Annotated in this window: 19 protein-coding genes; 9 read left to right on the top strand and 10 right to left on the bottom strand. The window is 71.2% G+C overall.

The annotated features are described in order from the left end of the window. Positions 1-4: 4 nt before the first annotated feature. The 3 genes from mmsA (at position 5) to QOL88_RS13955 (ending at position 4145) form a co-directional block, all read left to right on the top strand. The gene (gene mmsA / locus QOL88_RS13965) at positions 5-1507 is read left to right on the top strand and encodes a CoA-acylating methylmalonate-semialdehyde dehydrogenase (RefSeq protein WP_097216744.1); all 1503 of its coding nucleotides are present in this window, start codon (positions 5-7) and stop codon (positions 1505-1507) included. 203 nt (positions 1508-1710) lie between these two features. Next, positions 1711-3102, top strand: a complete 1392-nt coding sequence (locus QOL88_RS13960; protein WP_097216743.1) for an APC family permease — start codon at positions 1711-1713, stop codon at positions 3100-3102. A gap of 350 nt (positions 3103-3452) precedes the next feature. Then, positions 3453-4145 (top strand): GOLPH3/VPS74 family protein, encoded by a 693-nt coding sequence (locus tag QOL88_RS13955; protein ID WP_097216742.1) that lies wholly within the window; start codon positions 3453-3455, stop codon positions 4143-4145. A 44-nt stretch (positions 4146-4189) separates the two neighbouring features. On the opposite strand, the gene QOL88_RS13950 is transcribed toward QOL88_RS13955, so the two are convergent. Both QOL88_RS13950 and QOL88_RS13945 read right to left on the bottom strand, forming a co-directional pair. Further along, complete coding sequence (locus QOL88_RS13950) at positions 4190-5317, bottom strand: phosphotransferase family protein (protein ID WP_143668859.1); 1128 nt, start codon at positions 5315-5317, stop codon at positions 4190-4192. Continuing rightward, on the bottom strand, positions 5310-6299 hold the full coding sequence (locus tag QOL88_RS13945) for an LLM class flavin-dependent oxidoreductase (RefSeq protein WP_283445893.1): 990 nt from the start codon (positions 6297-6299) through the stop codon (positions 5310-5312). The genes QOL88_RS13950 and QOL88_RS13945 overlap by 8 nt, the downstream gene beginning before the upstream one ends. A 95-nt stretch (positions 6300-6394) precedes the next feature. On the opposite strand from QOL88_RS13945, the gene QOL88_RS13940 reads away from it, so the two are divergent. Together QOL88_RS13940 and QOL88_RS13935 are read left to right on the top strand one after the other, a co-directional pair. Then, entirely contained in the window at positions 6395-6667 is a 273-nt protein-coding gene (locus tag QOL88_RS13940) for a helix-turn-helix transcriptional regulator (RefSeq protein ID WP_097216740.1), read from the top strand. Further along, the gene (locus tag QOL88_RS13935) at positions 6664-7131 is read left to right on the top strand and encodes a hypothetical protein (protein WP_143668858.1); all 468 of its coding nucleotides are present in this window, start codon (positions 6664-6666) and stop codon (positions 7129-7131) included. The genes QOL88_RS13940 and QOL88_RS13935 overlap by 4 nt, the downstream gene beginning before the upstream one ends. A gap of 103 nt (positions 7132-7234) precedes the next feature. Here QOL88_RS13935 and QOL88_RS13930 read toward each other — a convergent pair whose 3' ends face one another. Then, entirely contained in the window at positions 7235-7414 is a 180-nt protein-coding gene (locus tag QOL88_RS13930; protein WP_179878856.1) for a hypothetical protein, read from the bottom strand. 181 nt (positions 7415-7595) lie between these two features. Between QOL88_RS13930 and QOL88_RS13925 the strand changes: the two genes are divergently transcribed. Next, entirely contained in the window at positions 7596-8918 is a 1323-nt protein-coding gene (locus QOL88_RS13925; RefSeq protein ID WP_097216737.1) for a M16 family metallopeptidase, read from the top strand. After that, complete coding sequence (locus QOL88_RS13920; protein ID WP_097216736.1) at positions 8915-10258, top strand: M16 family metallopeptidase; 1344 nt, start codon at positions 8915-8917, stop codon at positions 10256-10258. The genes QOL88_RS13925 and QOL88_RS13920 overlap by 4 nt, the downstream gene beginning before the upstream one ends. Positions 10259-10578: 320 nt before the next feature. Here the strand turns inward: QOL88_RS13920 and QOL88_RS13915 are convergent, their stop codons facing one another. From QOL88_RS13915 to lxmK, 7 genes are all read right to left on the bottom strand, one after another. Beyond that, entirely contained in the window at positions 10579-11883 is a 1305-nt protein-coding gene (locus QOL88_RS13915; RefSeq protein WP_097216735.1) for an ABC transporter permease, read from the bottom strand. Next, the gene (locus QOL88_RS13910) at positions 11880-12893 is read right to left on the bottom strand and encodes an ABC transporter ATP-binding protein (RefSeq protein ID WP_097216734.1); all 1014 of its coding nucleotides are present in this window, start codon (positions 12891-12893) and stop codon (positions 11880-11882) included. Before QOL88_RS13910 ends, QOL88_RS13915 begins: the two co-directional genes overlap by 4 nt. A gap of 68 nt (positions 12894-12961) precedes the next feature. Beyond that, on the bottom strand, positions 12962-13765 hold the full coding sequence (locus QOL88_RS13905; RefSeq protein WP_097216733.1) for a class I SAM-dependent methyltransferase: 804 nt from the start codon (positions 13763-13765) through the stop codon (positions 12962-12964). Between the two features lie 20 nt (positions 13766-13785). After that, complete coding sequence (locus tag QOL88_RS13900) at positions 13786-14427, bottom strand: flavoprotein (RefSeq protein ID WP_097216732.1); 642 nt, start codon at positions 14425-14427, stop codon at positions 13786-13788. Beyond that, a complete protein-coding gene (locus tag QOL88_RS13895) occupies positions 14424-16241 on the bottom strand; it encodes an ABC transporter ATP-binding protein (RefSeq protein ID WP_097216731.1) in 1818 nt (605 codons plus the stop codon). The genes QOL88_RS13900 and QOL88_RS13895 overlap by 4 nt, the downstream gene beginning before the upstream one ends. A 63-nt stretch (positions 16242-16304) precedes the next feature. Further along, positions 16305-17366 (bottom strand): T3SS effector HopA1 family protein, encoded by a 1062-nt coding sequence (locus QOL88_RS13890; RefSeq protein WP_097216730.1) that lies wholly within the window; start codon positions 17364-17366, stop codon positions 16305-16307. Continuing rightward, the gene (gene lxmK, locus QOL88_RS13885; protein WP_097216729.1) at positions 17363-18484 is read right to left on the bottom strand and encodes a class V lanthionine synthetase subunit LxmK; all 1122 of its coding nucleotides are present in this window, start codon (positions 18482-18484) and stop codon (positions 17363-17365) included. Before lxmK ends, QOL88_RS13890 begins: the two co-directional genes overlap by 4 nt. A gap of 1193 nt (positions 18485-19677) precedes the next feature. On the opposite strand from lxmK, the gene QOL88_RS13875 reads away from it, so the two are divergent. Next, positions 19678-22332: a CocE/NonD family hydrolase gene (locus tag QOL88_RS13875; protein WP_097216728.1), complete on the top strand. Its 2655-nt coding sequence runs from the start codon at positions 19678-19680 to the stop codon at positions 22330-22332. Continuing rightward, entirely contained in the window at positions 22329-23195 is an 867-nt protein-coding gene (locus QOL88_RS13870; RefSeq protein ID WP_097216727.1) for an ABC transporter permease, read from the top strand. Before QOL88_RS13875 ends, QOL88_RS13870 begins: the two co-directional genes overlap by 4 nt. Positions 23196-23258 lie beyond the last annotated feature (63 nt).

Raw genomic sequence — 23258 nt, 5'->3', positions numbered from 1 at the left:
GGCCATGACGAAGATCGTCAACCACTGGATCGGCGGCAAGACCGTCGAAGGCGCCTCGGGCACGCACGGGCCGGTGACCGATCCGGCGACCGGCGAGGTGACGACGAAGGTCGCGTTCGCCTCGGTCGACGAGGTGGACGCGGCGGTCGCCGCCGCCAAGGAGGCCTACCTGACCTGGGGCCAGTCCTCGCTGGCCCAGCGCACCTCGATCCTGTTCAAGTTCCGGGCGCTGCTGGACGCCAACCGGGACGCGATCGCCGAGCTGATCACCGCCGAGCACGGCAAGGTGCACAGCGACGCCCTCGGCGAGGTCGCGCGCGGCCTGGAGATCGTCGACCTGGCCTGCGGCATCAACGTGCAGCTGAAGGGCGAGCTGTCCACGCAGGTCGCGAGCCGCGTCGACGTCTCCTCGATCCGCCAGCCGCTCGGCGTCGTCGCGGGCATCACCCCGTTCAACTTCCCGGCGATGGTGCCGATGTGGATGTTCCCCATCGCCATCGCGTGCGGCAACACCTTCGTGCTGAAGCCGTCCGAGAAGGACCCCTCGGCCTCGCTGAAGATCGCGGAGCTGCTGTCCGAGGCGGGCCTGCCCGACGGCGTCTTCAACGTCGTCCACGGCGACAAGGTGGCCGTGGACCGCCTGCTGGAGCACCCGGACGTCAAGGCCGTCTCCTTCGTCGGCTCGACCCCGATCGCCCGCTACATCCACACCACCGCCTCCGCCAACGGCAAGCGCGTCCAGGCCCTCGGCGGCGCCAAGAACCACATGCTGGTGCTCCCGGACGCCGACCTCGACGCGGCCGCCGACGCCGCCGTGTCGGCCGCCTACGGCTCCGCCGGCGAGCGCTGCATGGCCATCTCCGCGGTCGTCGCGGTCGGCTCGATCGGCGACGAACTGGTGGAGAAGATCCGGGAGCGCGCCGAGAAGATCAAGATCGGCCCGGGCAACGACCCCACCTCCGAGATGGGCCCGCTCATCACCAAGGTCCACCGCGACAAGGTCGCCTCCTACGTCGAGGGCGCCGCGGCCGAGGGCTGCGAGGTCGTCCTGGACGGCACCGGCCACACGGTCGACGGCTTCGAGAACGGCCACTGGATCGGCATCTCGCTGCTCGACAAGGTGCCCACGTCCGCCAAGGCCTACCAGGACGAGATCTTCGGCCCGGTGCTGACCGTGCTGCGCACCGAGACCTACGAGGAGGCCCTGGACCTGATCAACGCCTCGCCGTTCGGCAACGGCACCGCGATCTTCACCCGGGACGGCGGCGCGGCCCGCCGCTTCCAGCTGGAGGTCGAGGCCGGCATGGTCGGCGTCAACGTCCCGATCCCGGTCCCCGTGGGCTACCACTCCTTCGGCGGCTGGAAAGACTCGCTCTTCGGCGACCACCACATCTACGGCAACGACGGCACGCACTTCTACACCCGCGGCAAGGTCGTCACCACCCGCTGGCCCGACCCGGCCGACGCCCCCGCGGGCGTGGACCTGGGCTTCCCGCGCAACCACTGAGGCGAAGGCCGAGAGTTTTTTCCGGGGGCTCCCTGCGGTTACCGCAGGGAGCCCCCGCCCTGTTCCCGTCGACCTCCGCTTCCCAAAACGACAGCATTGACGTGTTTCTGCTGCGGATTTCGTAGGCAAACAGCCATTGACGTGCTGCTTTCGTCGGGGTGTGATGCTGCGCAGTTCACCGCCGAGCCGTAGGGAACCGCCGCATGACCGACACGCTCCGCCCCGTCGAGCCCGCCGTCGCGCAGGCGCCGGACCGTCATCCCGGGAAGCTCAAGCGCTCCATCGGAGTCGTCGGCGGCACCCTCCTCACCCTCTCCTGCGTGACCCCCGCCTCCACGCTGTTCGTGGTGGTCCCCGACCTGTTCGGCTCGCTCGGCACCGCCACCGGCCTCACCATCGCCATCGGCTCGCTGCTCTGCGTCGCGGTGGCGTTCTGCTACTCGGAGCTGGGCACCCTCATCCCCAGCGCCGGCGGCGAGTACGCCATGGTCTCGACGATGGCCGGACGCCTCGCGGGCTGGCTGGTGTTCGTGCTCTCCCTGCTGGTCGTGATGATCGTCCCGCCGGTCATCGCGATGGGCACGGCCGACTACCTCGCCCCCCTCGTCCACCTCGACCCGTCCTGGACCGGTGCCTCGGTCATGCTCCTCGCGACCCTGGCCGGTCTGCTCGACCTGCGCGCCAACGCCTGGATCACCGGCGTCTTCCTGGTCCTGGAGGTCATCGCGGCGGCCGTGGTGGCGGTCCTGGGCTTCAGCCACGCGGAACGCGGCCCGGACAGCCTGGTCTCGATGGACGTGGCCGGCCCGAGCGGCGCCCCGGACACCGTCACCGCCCTCCTGGTGGTCTCCGGCCTCGCCATCGCCCTGTTCGTCACCCAGGGCTTCTCCACCGCGGTCTACCTCTCCGAGGAACTGGAGAACCCGCGCCGCTCGGTGGCCCGTACGGTCCTCGCCACGCTCGCCATCTCCACCGTGATCATCCTGGTCCCGGTCGCCGCCATCACGCTGGGCGCCCCGGACCTCGCCGCCCTGACCGGCGGGGACATCTCCGCCATGGTCACCGCCTGGTCCAACTCGGCCGTCGGTACGTTCGTCAGCCTCTGCGTGGCTCTCGCGATCATCAACGCCGGGATCGTCATGGTCATCCAGAACTCCCGCGTCCTGTTCGCCTCGGCCCGCGACAAGGCCTGGCCGGAGCCGGTCAACACCCTCTTCTCCCGCCTCGGCCGCTTCGGCTCCCCCTGGGTCTCCACCCTCGCCGTGGGCGTCCCCGGCGCGGCCCTGTGCTTCGTGAACCTGGACACCCTCTACGGCGTCACGGGCGTCTCGGTGACGGGCATGTACCTGCTCGTCGCGATCGCCGCGCTGCTGTCCCGCCGGGGCCACCACAAGCACACCCAGGCCTGGCGCATGCCCCTGTGGCCGGCGGCCCCGCTCCTGCTGATCGTGGTCCTCGTCTACATCCTGATCCAGCAGGACCCGGCGTACTTGCTCTGGACGGGCGGCATCACGGCCGTGGCGACCCTGTACTGGGCCCTGTACCTGCGCCCGCGCAGGGAGACGCGGTGGCTGGTCTCCGTACCCGAGGCGTAGGGCCTTTCGGTCCGCAGTACGCCGTAGCGGACCCGCACGCACCGATCCTGCGCCCGGCCCCTGCCCGAGGACGCGCGGGCCCCGCGACTGGCCGCCGACCCTCTCGCCGCCCGCACCCGCCGGGTCGAGGACTACGCCCAGGTGCCGACCGCCTCGGCTTCTCCAGTGCCACCCACTTCAGCACGTACGTCCAGCAGCGCACCGGCCAGAGCCCGACCGCCTTCCGCGACACGGTCCGCGGGCACGCCCCGAAGTGAGCCGTGCGGGCTGGACCCGGGCTTCCCGCGCAACCACTGACCGCTACCGGCCACTCTTCATTGGGCGAGCAGTCGAGCGGGGAGACTGTGGGCATGCACACACCGACGCAACCCCCCGCGGAGACCCCCACGACCCTGGGCGAGCAGCTCATGCTCCTCTCGCTGGACGACGAGTCCGGAGCGGCGAAGGAGTCGGCGAAGGTGGCGCCGGCGATCTCCGGTGCCTTGCTGGTGGAGCTGGCGCTGGCCGGCCGGATCGGCGTGACCGACGACAGGGTGACCGTCCTCGACGCCACGCCGCTGGGCGACCCGGCCCTCGACACGGCACTCGCCGACATCGCCGGCCGGGACAAGCCGGGCAGTGCCAAGGACTGGATCACCCGGCTGAAGACGGACGCGATGGCCTGGGCGAACCGGGGCCTGATCGAGAAGGGTCTGGTCCGGGAGGAGAAGAAGAAGGTGCTCGGCCTCTTCTCCGTGCGCCGCTATCCGGAGACGGACGGCTCGGTGGAGGCGGCGGTACGGCAGCGGCTCGACGCGGTCGTCCTTCGGGGCGCGGCGCCGGACGAGCGTACGGCGTCCCTGGTGGCCCTGCTGCACGGAGCGAAACTGCACCGACTGGCCTTCCCGGACGCCGACGCGCGTGAGGTCCGGGCGGCCATGGAGTCGATCTCACACGGTCAGTGGTCCGCGACGGCGGTGCGCCATGTCGTGCGGGCGGCGGAGGAGGCGCTGGCGGTGATCGTCGCCGTGACAGTGACGACGAACGTCATCGCCGGCGGCTGACGACAGCCGACAGCCCCTCCTCGGGTCGCCGCGGAAACGCCTCGTCACAGGTACTGGATGAGGCCGCCCTCGACGGACAACGACCGTGGCGTGGGCCACCGAAGACAGGGAGCGCCGTCCTCGGTGAGCGCTTCCGCCAGCAGGTCGCAGTAGTGGCGCAGGTCCTCGTGCCAGCCGACGAACGACGCGAAGTCCCGCATGTGGACGGCCAGTCGAAGAGTGGCCGCGCGTGCGGTGCCCGGCGGGACGGCGGCGGTGCCGTCGCCGCCGGTGTAACCGGAGAGCAGGGCGTGGACCGCGGTCGCGTGGTCGACCCGCGGGCCCTTTCCGGCGGAGCCGAGGCCACGTGCGGCGGCGGCGCGCAGTTCGTGCAACTCGCCGAGGACCCAGCCGAGATCGAGGGCCGGATCGCCCCCGGTGACCTCCTCGCCGGTGAGCAGGGCGGTGTGGCCACCGGCAGGGGAGGGGACCAGCCAGCCGGTGCTGGGCGCACCGTGCAGCAGGACCGCGCCACCCCCGGGTGGCTCCTCCGCGGCTTCGGACCAGTCCGCCAGCCGCGCCCACAGCGAGGGGCCGAGCCGGGTACGCGCCAGCTCGCGCAGCCGGGTCGCTCCAGGAGCGTTCTCCTCTCCGGAGAGCCAGGCCAGAAGCCGTCGCGCCCCGTGGTGGGGCGGCCGTTCAGGGAGGCCCCACGGCTCCTGGTGCAGCCGTCGCAGGGTCCTGCCCAGATCCGCCAGCGCCTCGACCGCGAGCCGGAAGGCGGTGTCGTCGCCCAAGGACAGCAGCCGCGCCACCGAGACGGCGCCCGGCACGCGGTAGAGCACGCCCGAGCCCGGCGGGGTCGCGCCGTCCCGCGCGGAGCCGGCGGCCGGTTCGCCCAGCGTGAGCCGGGCACCGCGCGGGGCTTCGGCGGTGACGCGGGCGCCGGCCACGGCCTCGTCGACGCGGCGCAGTGCCGCGCAGGCCACCGCCGGAGGAAGGCGCTGCGGAGCCGTGTGGGCCGGTCCGGGGGTGCGCAGCCAGCTGAATCCCGCCTCGCCGTGGTAGCGCACGGTGATCCGCAGATAGCGGGTCCCGTACTCGCGTACGGTGACGGGCGCCGCTTCCGAGGGCGGTTGTGTCGCCGGCGGACCGGCGGGCGCCGAGGACCGAGGGGTAACCGGCTCAGCCACTGTTCCGTCGCCCGACCGCCTCGATGATCTCCCGGACGTCCCGCAACGCGGCTGCCTGCCCCTCGGTGAACAGCACTCCGGCGCAGTTGAGGATCACCTCGTCCACCCCGGCGTTCCGGTACTCCTCCAGCCCGGCGGCGATGTGGTCGGCCGAGCCGTACAGGTACGTGCCACTGTCCACCAGGGCGGCGGCGCCGGCTACCGGGTCGGCCGGATCGACGGGCACACCGGCCCGGCGCAGCATGTCCGTGTAGTGCTCCATGGTGAGGTGACCGGAGGCGGCCGTGTGCGCGAGCACGTGCGGGTCCCGGCCGTCGCGCTCCACGCCGACGTGCACGACGGTCGCGACGCGGCAGCGGGTGTCCCGGTCACTGTCCTTGGCCCCTTCCTCCAGGGCGGGCAGCAGGGTTTCGGCGACGTACCCGGGCGGGGTCATCCAGGTGATGGCGACGTCGGCGACACCACCGGCGGTCCGGGCCATGTTGGGGCGCAGCACGCCCACGCCGACCTCCACGTGCGGATGCTCCATGGGGATCAACCGGCCCTGCAGCTTGTGGTAGTCGCCCGCGTGGTCGACGATCTCCCCGTCGAGCAGGGCCCGGACCGTGCGCAGGTAGTCCGCGGCCATCGTGCGCGGGCTGGTGAACGGGCGTCCGTTGAGGCTGCGGACGAACGCCGTCGAGCCGACGCCGTAGCCGGCCACCACCGGCAGGCCGGTCAGCAGGGCGAGCGAGCGGGCCTGGAGGGCGGCCTCGTACGGGTGGCGCAGCGGCATGAGAGCCACGCTGAGGCCGACGGGGACGCGTATCCCGGCACCGGCGAGGTGGGCGAACGCCTGGTGGGCCTCCACCTTGAGCGACTGCCCTGTCCACAGGCGGCGCACTCCGGTGTCGCGGACCAACTCGGCATAGGGCCGCAGGGAGTCCGGGGCCTCCGGCATGTTCGGCACGAGCACGCTCGGGAGCACGTTGTCGGCGATCACGGCTGGACACCTTCCTTATGTCGCTGGTGCTCTGACATCTGCCGGAGCTGTTGCTGTTCCTTGACGAACTGTTGTGTTTCTACTACGTTTTTTCCATGAGCCCAGTGAGTCATCGCGAGGGAATGCAGATCTACAACCAGCTGAGAGTGCTCCGCGCCGAGCGTGGCCTCAGCCGCGTCGCGCTGGCCAAGCTGGTGGAGGTGCACCCCCAGACCATCGGTGCCATCGAGCGGGGCGACTACTTCCCGAGTCTCGACCTGGCGTTCCGGCTCAGCGACGTGTTCGAGCTTCCGGTGGAAGCGATCTTCAACCGCAAGCCCTTCGCCCCCCTCTCCGCCCAGCTGTACAACAAGGAGGACCGCTCGTGAGCCGGCAAGGTACCAACGGGACGACGGATCTGGCGCGCAGCCCCATGCGCCCTGTGGCGCTCTCCCTCTGTGTGCTGAGCGCGTCCATGGTGGTGCTGTCGTTCATCTCGGACGGCAACGCGTTCTCCGACTCGTGGTGGCTCGTGGCCTTCGTGCTCTGGCTGCTGCTGTGGGGCGTGCTGCGCTCGATGACCCGCGGAGTGGCCGAACGGCCGCAGATGGGACTGGACGAACGCGAGCGCGGGCTGCGCGACCGGGTCTCCTTCATCGGCTACCAGTGCGCGGTCGGCGCCGGGATGGTCGTCGTGCTGCTCATGGTCGTCTTCCAGAACCAGCCCGACATGATCGAGCGGATGCCGGCGCTGCTGACGACTCTCATGCTGACCGCGTCCGCCGTGCCCTCCATCATCCTGGGGATGTCCGGCGTGGGCGTCGAGGACGCCGACGACGACGAGGACGAGTGATTCGGCCGGCGCGGAGCGGGAATCAGGTTCTCGTGCGACAGGGCGGGTGCCCACCGATTGCGGCGGTGGGCACCCGCCCCTTTTTCTCAGCGGGTCACGCGGTTCAGCAGGAGTGGTCGAAGGTGTTGTCGACCGAGACGGCCGAGACGGCGGACGCGGCGGAGATGCACGCCTGCGACGAGGTGGTGATCGTGATCGTGGCGGCCGGGGCCTCCACGGCCGGGACGATCTCGTCGGCGGCGGCGTAGGTGGAGTAACCGCTGATGAGGGACTGGGCGTTCATGCTGACTCCCGTGTTCTCGGATTCGAATGGTGACCGGACTGGCGATTTCTGCAACCGCGTTCTCCGGCCGTGGCAGAACCATTCCTCGACCGGTGCCGTGCTGGCAACGGAGTTGACCGCATGCGGACACTGTCCGCAATCGGTCAACGCCCCCTGTTGAGCGGGTACTTGACTCGGTCCTATGCTCGCCGGGATGAGCCGAGATCAGCTGCATCGCTTGGTATTGGACAATGGCCTCCGGGTGTTGCTGGCACCGAATCCCGTGGGCGCCTCGATCGGTGTTGCTGTGCACTACGACGTTGGTTTCCGCACGGAACCCACGGGCCGTACGGGCCTGGCGCATCTCTTCGAGCACCTCATGTTCCAAGGTGGCAGGGGTGCCGAGCCCGAGGGTTATCTGCCACGGGTGCAGAGCGCCGGCGGATTCGGCGACGCCCGGACCCGCCAGGACGTGACGGTTTACTATGCCGCCGCTCCCGCCTCCGCCCTGGAAATGCTGCTCGCGCTCGAAGCGGACCGAATGCGCTCGCCCTGTATTTCCGCGCGAAACCTCCGCACGCAAACCGCGGTGATCGACGAGGAGATCCGGCTCATGGTCCGCAATCGCCCGTACGGGACTCATCCCTGGGCGCTGTCGCGGGCCTTGCACCGGCGCGCGGAGAACGCCAGGGACGGGTACGGCGAAACCGTCGACCTCGCCGGCTTCGACATCGCGTTGTGCGAAAGGTTCTTCGCCGACCACTACGGCCCCGGAAATGCCGTGCTGACCATCACCGGCTCCTTCGACCGCGGAATGGCGGAACGTCTCGTACGCCGCCACTTCGAGGACCTGCCGGCGCGTTCGACGGTGCGGTCGCCCGACCCGCACGAGCCGTTGCCGGGAGAGGAGCGGCGGCTGACGGTCGCCGACCCGCACGCCGGTTCACCCGCCGTGGCGGTGGCCTACCGGATGCCGGACCCGGTCACCGAGCGCCCCGACTACCTCGCGCACCTCGTCCTGGCCGCGCTGCTCGGACAGGGCAGGCACGCCCTGCTGCGCCGAGGGCCGACCGCGGCCGCGGCGGCATCGAGCCTCTCGGTGGGCTGCGGTCTCTTCGGGCTGCCACTGGACACGGTGGGGCCGGACATGCTGACGCTGTTCGCCGTGCACGAGCACGAGCGAGGCGCTGAGCACATCCTGGACGCGCTCGACGGCACGCTGGAAGCACTGGCGACGAACCCCGTCGCCGCCGGGCAGCTGCGTGCCACGACCGCCCGCCAGGCCGCCGGGGCGATGCGCGAACTCGGTGATCCGGGCACCCGGGCGCGGTTGCTCGGCCTGCGCGAGACGCTCTTCGGCGAGGCAGAGCTGACCCAAGCGCTACCGGAGCTGGTACGCGGCGTGACCGGCGAACAGGTGAGCCGGGCGGCGGCCCGGCTCAGGTCCTCCCACCGGGCGGTCGTGCACTTCGTGCCAGGACGCCAGGCCGTACAGCGGGACATCGCACGGGAGCTGACGGCATGACCGGGAGTGTGGCGAACAAACTCCCCGGATACGGCAGGCGACCGGAGGCGAACGAGGGGCGGCTGCCGCTGCCCGATGCCGACCTCACCCTCGGTAACGGGCTGCGTGTCGTGGTGTGTTCGGCGCCCGTCGTCCCTCTGGTGGAGATCCGGCTCACCGTCCCGTACGCCGCCACGGCACCCGGAGAGGTGGCGCACTGCCAGCTCATGGCCGAGCTGCTGCTGCGCGGCACCGCCCAGCGGGGCGCCGACGACCACGATGCGGCGCTGGCCGCACACGGGGCCACCCTGGACACCTCCGCGGACGCCCGCAAGCTCACCGTCACCGGGCACACCATGGCCGACGGCCTGCCCGCCGTGCTCGCCCTGCTGGCCGAGGCCGTCGGCGGGCCGCGGCTGACCGAAGAAGCCGTCGCACCCGCACGCGAACGGCTGGCACGCCGCCTACGGCTGGCCATCCACCAGCCCGCAGCGCTCGCCCAGCACGCACTGCTGCGGCGGAGGTACGGCGAGGAGAGAGCCGCCCGGTGGCAGCCGACGCCCGAACAGGCCGCCGCCTGCACGCCGGACGACCTGGCACGACTGCACGCGCGGCATCTGGGCGCCAGGGGCGCGGTGCTCGTGCTGGTCGGAGATCTGGAGCCGGAGGAGGCCGTCGCCGCGGCCACCGAGCTGTTCGGGGCGTGGGAGCCGGGGCCCGAAGGCGACGTACCCGAAGTGCCGCCCTGGTTCCCGGGCGGGTCCCTGCGGCGGGTGGACCGGCCCGGAGCCGTCCAGAGCGTGATCCGGCTGGCCGCCCCCGCCCTGCCCCGAACGGACCCGGGCTATCCGGCCCTGCACCTGGCCCAGTTGGTCTTCGGCGGGTCCTTCGCCTCCCGGCTGGTCGCGCGCCTGCGCGAGGACAAGGGGTACGCCTACCAACTCGGTTCGGGCGTGGAGTCGGTGCCGGGGGCCTCGACGCTGATGGTCGAGGCCGACACCGCCGCCGAGCACACCGTCGCGGCTCTTGCGGTGATCAGGGAAGAGCTGGAGCGCATGGCCGCCGATCCGCCCGGCGCGCGGGAGATCGACGCCGCCAGGAGGTACGCGGTCGGTTCCACCGCGACGGCGATGTCGTCACCGGGCGCGCTGGCGTCCGGGCTGGCGAACCTGCTGCATGTCGGCGTCGGTTCGGACTGGTTGCACAACTGGGGGCCGCTGCTGGACGGCGTGGCCCACGACCAGGTCGGCGAGGCGGCCCGCCGGTTCTTCCGGCCCGCCGATTTCACCGGGGTGATCGTCGCCGACGAGGCGGCGGTGGCACCACTGCGCAGGGGCGCCGCCGGCGAACTCGGCTTCTGACGGCTCGAGGGGGTTGTGCTTTCCGAGTGACCACTCGGAAAGCACAACCCCCTCGGCGGTGGGAGCCGATCGGGCAGGTCAGCCCCGGCCCTTCTTGATCCCCGCGAGGACGGCGACGAGGACGGCGATTCCGATGGCGATCCAGAGGGCGGTGCTCATGAGGTGCTCCTTCAGTGCTTTTCGGGAGGGGGTGGGTCGGAGACAGGAAGTGGGTCGGGGACAGGGGTTGGTGGGGGACAGGGTTCGAGCGGGGGCAGGAGGGGGCTGGTCGGGGACAGGGTTCGGGCGGGGGCAGGAGGGGGCTGGTCGGGGACGGGGAACTAGCGCACCCGCAGCGCTTCGGTGAGCGGTACGCGGGAGCCGCTGCGCAGCACGCTGCCCGCGTACATCCGCCCGGCGACGCGGGTCATCCCCGCCAGCGCGGCGACCGCCAGCAGCAGGGAGAGGGCGATCTGCCAGGCCGGGGCGATACCCAGCAGCATGCGGGCCGGCATCAGGATCGGGCTGAGCGGCGGTACGAGCGACAGCCATTCGATCAACGGGTCGTGCGCGTCCTTGCTCAGCAGGACGATGCCCAGCACGAACGGCGTGGTGATGAGCAGCATGACCGGTTGCACCACCCCTTGCAGGTCCTCCTGGCGCGAGACCCGCGCGGCGGCCGCGGCCAGCATGGCGGCGAAGAGGAAGAAGCCGAGCAGGAACCAGACGCCCAGCGTCACCAGAGACCCGCCCACCGCGTTCGGCAGGGCGATGGCGCCGGTGCCCTGAGCGAGCACCACCGCGGCGCCGCCGAGCAGTACGAGCTGGGTCACGCCGGCCACCGCGACACCGATGAGTTTCCCGGCGAGGAGCTGCCAGGGGCGGATGGTGGAGAGGAGCAACTCCACCACGCGGCTGGTCTTCTCCTCCACCACCCCCTGCGCCAGGGTGATCCCGTAGAAGACGAAGAAGAAGTACAGCAGCCCGGTGGAGGAGACGATCAGCGCGAACTGCTCGGCCGCGCTGGTCTTTGACGGTTCCAGCGCGTCGACCTGCACGGTGGACGACGCCACGCGCTCCCTGAACTCCACAGGGTCCACACCGGCGCGTTCGAGCTCCCGGGTGGTGCTCTCCTCGGCGACCGTGGCGCGCACCACGGCGAGCAGGTTCTCGTCCGCCTCACGTTCCACGGACAGCGTGAGCTGCCCGGCGGTGCCGCCGAGCACGGCGGAGAGGTCCCCGTCGCGCAGGAGCCGGTCGGTACCGTCACCGTCGACGGTGACGAACTCGAAGTCGTCCGACCCGCCCGCCCTTTCGGCAACCGCGGCGAGCACCGGGCGCATCGCCGCGACCTCCCGCTCGACGCCGACCCTGGCCGGGCCGTCCTCGGCGAGGACGATCACGAGGGCGTAGACGCCGAGGCCGAGCAACAGGCCCAGGGTGCTCAGGACGAAGGACTTGGTCCGCATCCGGCTGTTGATCTCCCGCCGGGCGACCAGGCCGACGGCTCGGCGGGCCGACAGCGCGCCGGTGCCGTTCTGCGGCCCGGCGGTGCCACCGTCCCGGACGGAGGCGTGCTCCCCGTCCGGGACATCGGGGTCGTCCGGGCCGTTCGTGTCGCCCGGCGCACGTGTCACTGCGCTCATGTCTCGTCCCCGTTTGTGTCGTTCGCCGCCGTCGCGACGCCTGCCGCGGTGTCCGTATCCGTCTCCGTGTCCGTGTCCGCCGTCCGCCCGGCGTCCTCCCCGCTCGCGCCGGTCTTGGTGACCAGGTCGCGGTACAGGTCGGACAGCGGCGGCCGTTCGGACACGAAGGCGGAGACCGGCCCCGTCGCCAGGGCCGCGTGCAGGACCCGTTGATCGTCCGCACCCTTGGTCAGGCGAAGCCGCGTACGAGTGCCCTCGCGGCTCACGACTGTCACGCCGGGCAGTCCCGCGGCCCAGTTCTCGCCCGCCTCCGGGGCGTCGACCATCAGCCGCCGTTCGGCCTTCTCGCTCAGCTCCTCGATCGTGCCGCAGGCGATGAGGCGCCCGCCGGAGACGATGCCGACCCGGTCGCAGACGCGCTCGACGAGCGACAGCTGGTGACTGGAGAACATGACGGGCACCCCGTCGGCGGCCCGTTCGACGAGCACGTCGTGCATGACGTCCACCGCCACCGGGTCGAGGCCCGAGAACGGCTCGTCGAGCACCAGCGCCGCCGGTCCGTGGACCAGCGCCGCGGCCAGCTGGACCCGCTGCTGGTTGCCGAGGCTGAGGTTCTGGACCTCCTCGGAGGCGTACCGGGAGAGCTCCAGCCGCTCGATCCACCGATCGGCCGCCGTCCGCGCGGCAGCCGGCCGCAGGCCGTGCAACTCGCCCAGGTAACGCAGGTGTTCGCCGACCTTCATCCGTGGATACAGGCCGCGCTCCTCGGGCATGTAACCGAACTGCCTGCGGGCGGCGAAATCGACCGGACGGCCGCGCCAGCGGACCTCTCCCTCGTCGGGCGTGAGGACGCCGAGGATGATCCGCATCGTGGTGGTCTTGCCCGCCCCGTTGCTTCCCACGAAGCCGAACAGCTCACCGGCACGGATGCCGAAGGTCATGTCGGCGACTGCCTGACGTCTGCCGTACCGCTTTCGTACGCCGTCGACCTCCAGCGCCGACCCCGTCATGTCGCACCTCCAGAGCGATGTACTAACTCGATGAAGTATTGCGTTAACACATCACTCCGTCAAGGTAGTCATACGCTCTGCCGCTCTACCACATAGACATGCTTCTCCGCGCGATCCGTGACCGGGCTGCGGTCCCAGTCGGCCCAGCGGCCCGTCACGCGCAGTCCCGCGAGGCGGGCCATCACGTCGAACTCGGCAGGCCAGGCGTACCGGCTGACCTCGGGCACCTTCCGCAGCCCGCCGGCGCCCATGATCGTGTGGACGACCAGGACGGACTGGAGCGACTGGTTCACCTGGACCGTGTCGAGCAGCAGCGCGTCCGGCGCCGGATGCCCGACCCGGGTCGTCGCCTCGGTGAGCCGGTGGTACACCTGCGGGTTGTAGGTCTCGAAGACCGCGACGCCGCCGTCCGCGAGTGCGTCGTGGATGCCGCGCAGGCAACTGATCTGCTGCTCCTGGGTGGGCAGCATGAAGAAGGTGTTGAGCGCGGTGAGCACGAGGTCGTAACGCTCCTCGACGACCAGCGCGCTGAAGTCGCCCACCGCGGTGGTGACCTTGCCGGTGGAGTCGTTCTCGTGGAGTTTCGCCAGCATCGCGGGGGACGCGTCCACGCCGTGCACCCGGTAGCCGTTCCTGGCCAGTGGGATGGCCAGCCGGCCGGTCCCGACCCCGAGTTCGAGCAAAGAGGCCGGGGCGGGACGCAGCTCCTTGAGGAAGCCGACCATCGAGTCGATGGCGGGGCCCGCGACGGGGTAGAGCGAGTCGTAGATGTCGGCCAGCGCCTCGCCGTACGCGCTGCTGTTCCCGCCCGGTTCGGCGTCCGAGCCGGATGCCGCCTCGGCATCGGCCGGCCGCTGTGTTTCGGTGGTCATCGTGCTGCCTCCGTGCGATGTCAGGTGAACAGGGGTTCCGGCTCGGCCCCGTCGGGGCCGCCGAGGGCCGGTGCCTCCAGCGCCGCCCGCAGCCGGTCGGCCGCGGACAGCACCTCGGGAAAGGACGCGGGCGCCCACGCCTCGCGCTTCCCGCTGGTCGTGCTGCGGCCGGGATGGGGCGGTACGACGACCACGTTGCGCCGCGCGCGCAGCTTGGCGGTGTGTTCCGTGTACGCCGCGCTCTCCGTGCCACCGGGTGGCAGCGCGGGCGCCAGCGCGATCGCCGCCCGCGTGCACTGCAGCGCGAGGAGCGAGGGCGAGTCGCCCAGTCCCAGGGCCAGCCTGGCCAGGTAGTTCAGCGTCGCCGGGAAGACGACGACCGTGTCGGGCCACTGCGCGAGGTCCACATGCCGTGCCCTCGGCTCCGGCTCGTCGGGCCACCGGTCCGCCAGCACCTCACAGCCGCCGATGGCGACCAGTGACTCCCGGGTGACGAACCTGGTGGCAGCTCCGGTCAGCACGTACCGCACGTCCGTCCCGGGGTGCCCGACCTTCAGCCAGCTCGCCCAGAACGGCAGATGCGCGGCGGTGACCGAACCCGTCCCGATCACCAGCAGGCGCCGCGCCTCCACCGGCTCGGCCGCGGTCGCCGCGCCGGTCACCGGACCACCGCCCCGACCGCCGGCGTGGCCGGCACCGGCTCGCCGCCGACCGGCTGCCGCGCACCACCGCCGCGCAGCGACTGTCCGTGCACCAGCTCCTGATAGAGCGCGGAGCGCGTCAGCAGCTCCTCGTGAGTGCCCCGGTCGACGGTGCGTCCCTCGTCTACGACCACGATCAGATCGGCGTCCTGCACCGTGGAGATGCGGTGCGCGACCACCAGCACCGCGCGCTCCTCGGCGAGGGTGCGCATCAGCGTCCGCAGCCGTTCCTCGTTCTCGCTGTCGAGCTGGGAGGTCGGTTCGTCGAACAGGACGACGCGCGAGTCCCGCAGCAGGACGCGGGCGGCCGCCAGCCGCTGCCGCTGACCGCCCGACAGGTCCTCGGCCCGTCCCAGCTCGGTGTCCAGACCGTCCGGCAGCGCTTCCACGGCGTCGCGCAGCGCCAGTGCCTCCAGCGCCCGCCACAGCTCCGCGTCCGGCAGGGCATCCCTCTCGTCCTCCCGCCCGAGCAGGAGGTTCTGCCGCACCGTGCCTTCCACGAGGGTGAAGCTCTGGTCGACGTAGCTGATCGCGCCGCGCAACTGGTGCAGGGGCCACCGCTCGACGGGCAGTCCGCACACGGAGATACGGCCGGACTCCGGCAGGAGGAAGCGTTCGGTGAGGCCGAGCAGCGTCGTCTTTCCCGCCCCCGACGGCCCGACAATGGCGGTGAGCCCCCGCGCGGGGGCCGCGAAGGTCGCCTCGTTGATGATGGGGCGCCCGCCGTCGCGGTAGGTGACCGCATCGAACTCCACGGCGGACGCGGTCGGTGACGGCTCGACCGGGTGGGCGGCCCCGGGGTCCTCCGGCGCGATGGTGAGCACGCTGTTCAGGCGTGCGCGCGCCGCCAGGCCGCTCTGCATTCTGGCGACCCCCGAGACCAGCAGGGTCAGCGGCGCGACGAGTTGCAGGAGGTAGACGATGAAGGCGGCGAACTCGCCGATGCCCAGGCTCCCCGAGGCGAGCCGGGCACCGCTGGTGACCATCACCGCGACGATCGAGAGCTGCTGGCCGAGCTGCATCGTGGGTCCGACCAGAGCGGTCACCCGCGCGACCGACACGGCGGCCCTGCGCGCGTCCTCGACGCTGTGGCCCAGCGTGGCCGCCATCTGGCGTTCGGCGAGGAACGCCTTGACCGTGGGCAGTGACAGCACGGCCGCCGTCATGTGCTGGGACATGGTCCCGACGGCGTTCTGCTGGCGTTCCACACCGCCGCGGATCGACCGTACGCACAGGAAGATGCCGACACCGGCGATCGTGAACGTGGCGAGCACGACGAGCAGCAGGACTCCGTCCAGCAGGCCCATGGCGATCAGGGTGCCGACGGCCAGGAACAGCGAGGACGGGATCTGCGCCACGCCGACGTCCACCACGGAACGCAGCTGTGTGCTGTCGGAGTTGGCCCGGGCGACCAGGTTGCCGGCCCCTTCCCGCCGCACCCGCCGCAGCGGCAGGGTCAGCACGTGCGAGGCGATGCGGAGCCGTGCCTCGGAGACCAGGCCCTCACCGGCACGGGCGAGCAGGTAGGAGGACAACGCCGACGCGAGCCCGGCACCGACCGCGAGTCCCGCCATCATCAGCAGCGGACCGACGGGACGTTCGTCCTCGGAGAGTGCCATCACCAGGTCGCGCACCTGGAGGGGAAGGACGAGGGTGGCGGCGGCGGAGAGCAGGCTCAGCACCACCGCGGCGGCGACGGGCGCCTTACGGCCCTTCAGAAGCTCTGCGAAGACGCGCAGTTCGCCGGTGCCGGCCGGGCGTGGTTCTCTGGCCATGGTGAGGGACCTCCTGCAGGGGGCGGTGACATCCGGTCGGCCGTCGACGGCACGGCGGACGGCTCAGATCGAGGACCGGAGGGCCGTCTCCCACGGCCAGTCGCCGGAGTCGAGATTGCGGGCGGGGTCGGCGGGGTCCACGTTCGCCGCGACGCACGCGGCAGCCAGTTCGGCGGCCGTCGGACGCTCGCGGCGCCGTTCCGCCGCGTTCACGAAGGCCCGCGCGACCACATGCGCCCGGTGCTCGCCGAAGCTCAGACCGCGCATGCCCGTGCGGTTGTCCTTCGGTTCCCACGCGGCCGTCACACCCGGCGCGAGCACATGGGCGAAAGCGGGGGCGGGTCCCTCCGGCAGGGCGGTGGCCAGGGCGCTTTCGACCACTGTGCCGACGGCGTCCCAGGAACCCGAGCCCAGGTAGACGACCATGCCGTCGTTGCGCGGCAGACTGGCCGGATTCGAGATGATCTTCGCCCGGTAGGTCGCCGAGCGGCTCTCCAGTGCGCTCAGCACGGCATGCCACAGCTCGGGCGCCGCGTCGGCGTCGGCCACCCTCAGATAGAGCCGCAGCAGAGCGCCGCCGCCGGTGGTGCGGCCCGCGCCGCTGTCCACGAGGAAGAACCCGGGAGAGACGAGCGGGCGGGCCGACGGGAGGTTCATCCGCACCACCGGGCGTGCGGGATCGCCCGCCGTACGCCCGCTGTCCCGCGGTGTGACCGAGTCCGGCACGTTCACGCGCAGGCCGTCGATCTGCACGACCTGCCGGCCGGCGGCCGTCCGCTGCCCGGTGAGGATCCCCGCGGCGACCGTCTCGCGGTGCGGGGTCGCCTGCGCCAGTCGTGCTTCGAAGTCCGGCGCGCGCAGTGTCCTGGGCGCCTCGCGGTCCTTGACGCCGCGCCCGGTGTGCAGCACCTCGTACAGGGTGCGGGCGAGCAGGAAGCGCATCGCCGACGCGGACTCGGCGGTCACCTCGTCGTCGCGTACCCAGGCCGTCCTGCCGTCCGGCGTGATCGTCACGTCCTCCAGCGCACGGCGGAGCCCGGCCGCGAGCTCCGGCGCCCCTTCCTGTGCGCCGGCCGGCTCCGGCGGTCGGTCGGCCGTGAGGGTCTCCTCGACGCGTGTGCTCATGCTGCCTCCCCGAGTCCGACCGTGGAGACGAAGCTCCGCGGATCCAGTAGTGCGGTCCTGCCGATGCCCGCCGCCGCCCGGACGATGGCCGACAGCCGGCCGCTCTCCCTGGTCGAGGCGATCAGCCGGTCGATCAGGTGCCATCCGGCGTAGGACGTGGCACGCACCAGAAGCCCGTCGTCGTCGGGACCGCCGCCCTCGCGGTACCCCCGGTGGAAGGCGGAGATCAGCGGCAGTACGCGGGTCAGCTCCTCGCTGCCCCGCGCCACGACCTCCTCATGGGTGAGCACGGCCGAGAACGCGTCGTCCGTCTCCTGCGCGGGAATCCGCAGCACCGCACGGTGCAGCCACTCGCCGACGTACGATCCGACATCGCGTGCCGGGTCGCCGAGCCGGAATTCCTCCCAGTCGTTGACGTAGAACGCGGCGTCGGTGACCAGGAACTGATCCAGCCGCAGGTCACCGTGAACGGGCACGCGAGCGGCCCCGGCCTCGGTCGCTCGCAGCCGCTCCAGCTCCTCGACCAGCACGGCGTCGCGCTGCAGCAGCCCCCACGCCTCGACGAAAGCACCGGTGGCGTTGACGTAGCTCTCCAGCGGAAGCGACCGGAGGTCCTCGACCGGTGGAAACGGATGCGGATCCGATTCCGGGAAGTCCTCGGTTCTGTACGGGAGCCGGTGCAGCGCCGCCAGCGTCCGTCCGGCCTCCGCCGACATGGACTCGGTGAACTCCTGGTCCGCGGCGAGTTCGCTGCCGGATCTGATGCCGTCCAGCATCCGGAACACCAGCAGCCGCTGCTCCTCGTCGCCCCCCAGGAACTCGGGGCGAGGGAAAGGGCGGCCGCCGTCCCGTGCGAGGCGCTCGAAGAGCAGGACCCTCCGGTACCGTTTCAGGGATTCTTTCGGGCTCCCCTTGAGCTTTTTCACGAATACCGAATTGCCGGTGTCCGTGATGCCCGACCAGTTGTCGTTCCGGCCGGGATAGGAGTAGATCTCCGAGGTGCTCAGCGATCCCAACCCGATCCGGTTCAGCAGCTGTTCGACCGATGAGTCCACGGGAGTGTCGACAACCGACGCGGAAGACCGGCCCTGCGGATATTTAGTCTTTTCTCCTGCCACAGGGGGTTTCTATCGCGGGGCGCTGCCGCCGGACAACGAATTGACCGGGATCGGCCACCGTCGGCAGGACCCGTGTGGGATGCGGTTCGCCCCGCCCGCCCGGCCGCGTGACAGGTCACCGCGCCCGGCGCGGTGTCGCGGGACCCGGGCGGAGCGGGAAGAAGGGCGGCGGGTGACGGTTTCCTCCGCTAACCGTCATCCGCCGCCGCATCGACCTGCCGGCGCACGCTCCCGGGTCAGATGACTCTTCGGCGCACGGCCCACACCACTGCTTCTATCGGGGTTTCCACGTCGACGCGCTCGCAGATCGACCGGAGTTTACGCCGGAGCGTGCGGTCGCTCATTTCCATTCGACGGGCGACCTGCGTCATGGTGCAGCCCTGGGAGATGAGTTGCAGTATTCTCAAGTGATCGTTCCCAAATATGAGGTGGGGCTCTCTCAAGGAACTGTTCAATGTCACCTGTCAAACCTCATGGTTTCGTCCGACGGTGGGGCATCGGATCTCCGCCTGTTGGTGTGAGAGTTGCGCTGATCGCCTGGCCGCTCAACTGTCCCGCGGGCGAGCATGCTAAAACGCCGTGTTCTCTCTCGGCGTCGATGTCGGCGTTATACGTCCGCAGTCGGTTCGCCAGGCCGGCACGCCCACCACGCCGTCAAGGGAGAGGAATTCGGTGAAACGAAGATCCCCGGGACGCGCGTCAGGCGGAGCTACTGGTCAGAAACTGAACTGGTACGGACTAACGGTACGTTGGTTGGCGTGAAGCATGCTTTCCCCCTTGCCGTTCGGTCACGCGAACTGTGCAGACGGCCCTTCGATGGCGCCTCGCGGGCGGGAGATTGAAGGGTCTTTCTGTCTGCGGCTTCGTTCCGCCCGGACAGTATACGAAGACCTGTCTCCGCTTGGGCAACGCTTTACCCATGTGATCGACGTCACACCACAATTACTTTCGCGGAATTTGAGATTCCGATTGTGGTTGGTTTTCCTCTCGCGATTTGTTCGCCTGTAAAAGGACCGTGCCGATCGGTACTCACCAATCCAAGGGCAAAAAGGAACCCCGAGTGAAGGCGGAGTGCCCCTGGTCGCCGTACCGCGGACGCGGTATGCCGAGGGGCTCCGTACTCCCCTGGGAGGGGTGCGGGTTCGGCCCTCGGTCGACAACTGACCGACAGGTTCACCCCGTACCGTTGACGCATGGATCTTCACCTGCCCGGGCTGCGAGGGCTGACCCGGCGGCCGCGGCGGCTGTTCGCCGCGGCCGTCGTCGTCGTGCTCGCCGGTGCCGGTACGTGGACGGCCGTCGCGTCCGACGACCCGCCCGCGGTGCACCGCGCCGACCGTGCCCTCGGCGTGGGCGGCGGGGTGCGCATCGACACCTCGTACTTCACCTCCGGCGGAGCCGGCCGCCGCCCCGCCGTCCTGCTCGGACACGGCTTCGGCGGCAGCAAGAACGACGTACGGCAGCAGGCCGAGGACCTCGCCCGGGACGGCTACGCGGTGCTGACCTGGTCGGCCCGCGGCTTCGGCACGTCGAACGGCAGGATCGGGCTGAACGACCCCAAGGGCGAGGTCGCCGACGTCTCGAAGCTCATCGACTGGCTGGCGAAGCAGCCCCAGGTCGAGCTCGACACGAAGGGCGACCCCCGCGTCGGCATGGCCGGCGGCTCCTACGGCGGCGCGATAGCGCTGCTCACCGCGGGCCACGACCACCGTGTCGACGCCATCGCCCCGGCGATCACCTACTGGAACCTCGCCGACGCCCTCTTCCCGAACGGTGTGTTCAAGAAGCTCTGGGCCGGCATCTTCGTCAACTCCGGCGGCGGCTGCGAGAAGTTCGAGCCGGCGCTGTGCCGGATGTACGAGCGGGTCGCCGAGTCGGGCGAACCGGACGCCGAGGCGCGCAAGCTGCTCGAAGAGCGCTCCCCCTCCGCCGTCGGCAGGAACATCAAGGTGCCGACCCTGCTGATACAGGGCCAGTCCGACTCCCTCTTCCCCCTCGGCCAGGCCGACCAGGCCGCGAAGGCGATCCGCGCGGGCGGCGCCCCCGTCGACGTCGACTGGATCGCCGGCGGGCACGACGGCGGCGACATGGAGACCAGCCGCGTCCAAGGCCGCGTGACGTCCTGGTTCGACCGCTACCTGAAGGACGACAAGGGCGCCGACACCGGCCCCGCCTTCCGCGTCACCCGCACCCTCGGCCAGGGCTCCGGCGACGGCGAACCCCGCCTGACCGGAGTGACCTCGGACCGCTACCCCGGCCTGGAGGCCGAGCAGCGCTCCATCGCCCTGGCCGGCCGCGAGCAGAGCTTCGACAACCCGCCCGGCGCCAGCCCGCCCGGCATCTCCGCCCTGCCCGGCCTCGGCGGCGCCGGCGGCCTCAGCCAGCTCTCCACGCTCGGCATCGGCGTCTCCCTCGACTTCCCCGGCCAGTTCGCCGCGTTCGAGTCGAAGCCCTTCGGCGAAGACGTCCAGATCACCGGCTCGCCCACCGCCACCGTCCACGTGAAGTCCACCGGCGACGACGCCGTGCTCTTCGCCAAGCTCTACGACGTCGGCCCGGGCGGCGGCATGCGGCAGGTGCTGCCCTCCCAGCTCGTCACGCCCCTCAAGGTCGAGGGCGCCAAGACCGGCAAGGACGTCACCGTCACCCTCCCGGCGATCGACCACGAGGTCGACGACGGCCACCGGTTGCGCCTGGTCCTCGCCTCGACGGACCTCGGCTACGCCTCCCCGGTCTCCCCGGCCACGTACACCGTCTCCCTCAAGGGCGACCTGAAGGTCCCCTCGGTCCTCGGTCAGCGTGACACCGAGGGCGGGCTGCCCGCCTGGGTGTGGTGGATGCCGATCGCCGGCGCCGTCATCGCCTCGGCGCTGATCATCACGGGCCGCCGCCGCACCGCGGCCCCCGCCCCGCCCGACCCCGCGCTCGCCGAAGTCCCCCTCCAGATCACGGACCTCACCAAGCGGTACGCGAAGTCCGCCGACCGGTACGCCGTCAAGGACCTCTCCTTCCGCGTGGAGAAGGGCCAGGTCCTCGGCCTGCTCGGCCCCAACGGAGCGGGCAAGACGACCACCCTGCGCATGCTGATGGGCCTGATCAGGCCCGACGACGGCGAGATCCGCGTCTTCGGCCACGCCATCAGCCCCGGTGCTCCGGTCCTGTCCCGGGTCGGCGCCTTCGTCGAGGGCGCGGGCTTCCTGCCCCACCTTTCCGGCCGCGAGAACCTGGAGCTGTACTGGCGCGCCACCGGCCGGCCCGCCGAGGACGCGCACCTGGAGGAGGCCCTGGAGATCGCGGGCCTGGGTGACGCCCTCGCCCGCGCGGTGCGCACCTACTCCCAGGGCATGCGTCAGCGCCTGGCCATCGCCCAGGCCATGCTCGGCCTGCCGGACCTGCTCATCCTCGACGAACCGACCAACGGCCTGGACCCGCCCCAGATCCGCGAGATGCGCGAGGTGATGATCCGCTACGCCGCCGCCGGCCGCACGGTCATCGTCTCCAGCCATCTCCTCGCGGAGGTCGAGCAGACCTGCACCCACCTGGTCGTGATGGACCACGGGCAGCTCGTCCAGGCGGGCCCGGTCGCGGACATCGTCGGCTCGGGCGACACCCTCCTCGTCGGCACGGCCACACCCGTGGACGAGCCCGTCGTGGAGAAGGTCACCGCGCTGCCGGGCGTCGCCTCGGCCGTGCGCACCGACGAGGGCCTCCTCGTCCAGCTCGACGCCGACGGCTCCCCGCAGCGCCTGGTCGCCGACCTCGTACGGCTGGACGTGCCGGTGCGGTCGGTCGGCCCGCACCGCCGCCTGGAGGACGCCTTCCTCACCCTGATCGGAGCCGAAGCATGAGCACGCTCGCCGAGCCGCCCGTCGAGGTCGCCGAGGGCTACCGCGCGGGCCGCACCCTGCCTTTCCGCGTCGAGCTGGTCCGGCAGCTGAAGCGGCGCCGCACGATGGTCATGGGCGGCGTCCTGTTCGCCCTGCCCATCATCCTGCTCATCGCCTTCCAGGTCGGCGGCGACCCGGGCGGCAACAACAACCGCGTGAACCTCATGGACACGGCGACCGCGTCCGGGGCCAACTTCGCGGCGGTCAACCTCTTCTCCGCCGCCGGCTTCCTGCTCGTCATCCCCGTCGCCCTGTTCTGCGGCGACACCGTCGCCTCGGAGGCGAGCTGGTCCTCCCTGCGCTACCTGCTCGCGGCCCCCGTGCCCCGGGCCCGGCTGCTGTGGTCCAAGCTCGCCGTCGGACTCAGCCTGAGCCTGGCGGCGATGGTCCTGCTCCCGGTCGTCGCCCTCCTCGTCGGGACGGCCGCCTACGGCTGGGGACCGCTCGAACTCCCCACCGGGGGCAGCCTGTCCACCGGTACGGCCGCCCAGCGCATCCTGATCGTCGTCGCGTACATCATGGTGTCCCAACTGGTCACCGCCGCCCTCGCGTTCTGGCTGTCGACCCGGACGGACGCCCCGCTCGGCGCGGTCGGCGGCGCGGTGTTCCTCACCATCATCGGCAGCGTCCTCGACGAAGTGACGGCCCTCGGCGACTGGCGCCATTTCCTGCCCGCGCACTGGCAGTACGCCTGGCTCGACGCCGTCCGGCCCCAGCCGGAGTGGTCGGACATGATCCAGGGCACGTCGATCTCCGTAACGTACGCGCTCGTGCTGTTCGCCCTGGCCTTCCGCGGTTTCGCCCGCAAGGACGTCGTCTCCTAGGTCAACGGAAGATCACCCACCGGTCTCGAAGGGCCGCCTCCGTGGCCGCTTCGAGACGCTTCC

This window comes from Streptomyces sp. Ag82_O1-12, from assembly GCF_900182715.1.
GTDB lineage: Bacteria > Actinomycetota > Actinomycetes > Streptomycetales > Streptomycetaceae > Streptomyces > Streptomyces massasporeus.
Note: the sequence above shows the minus strand (reverse complement) of the source record. Positions and strands in the feature narration are given on the sequence as shown.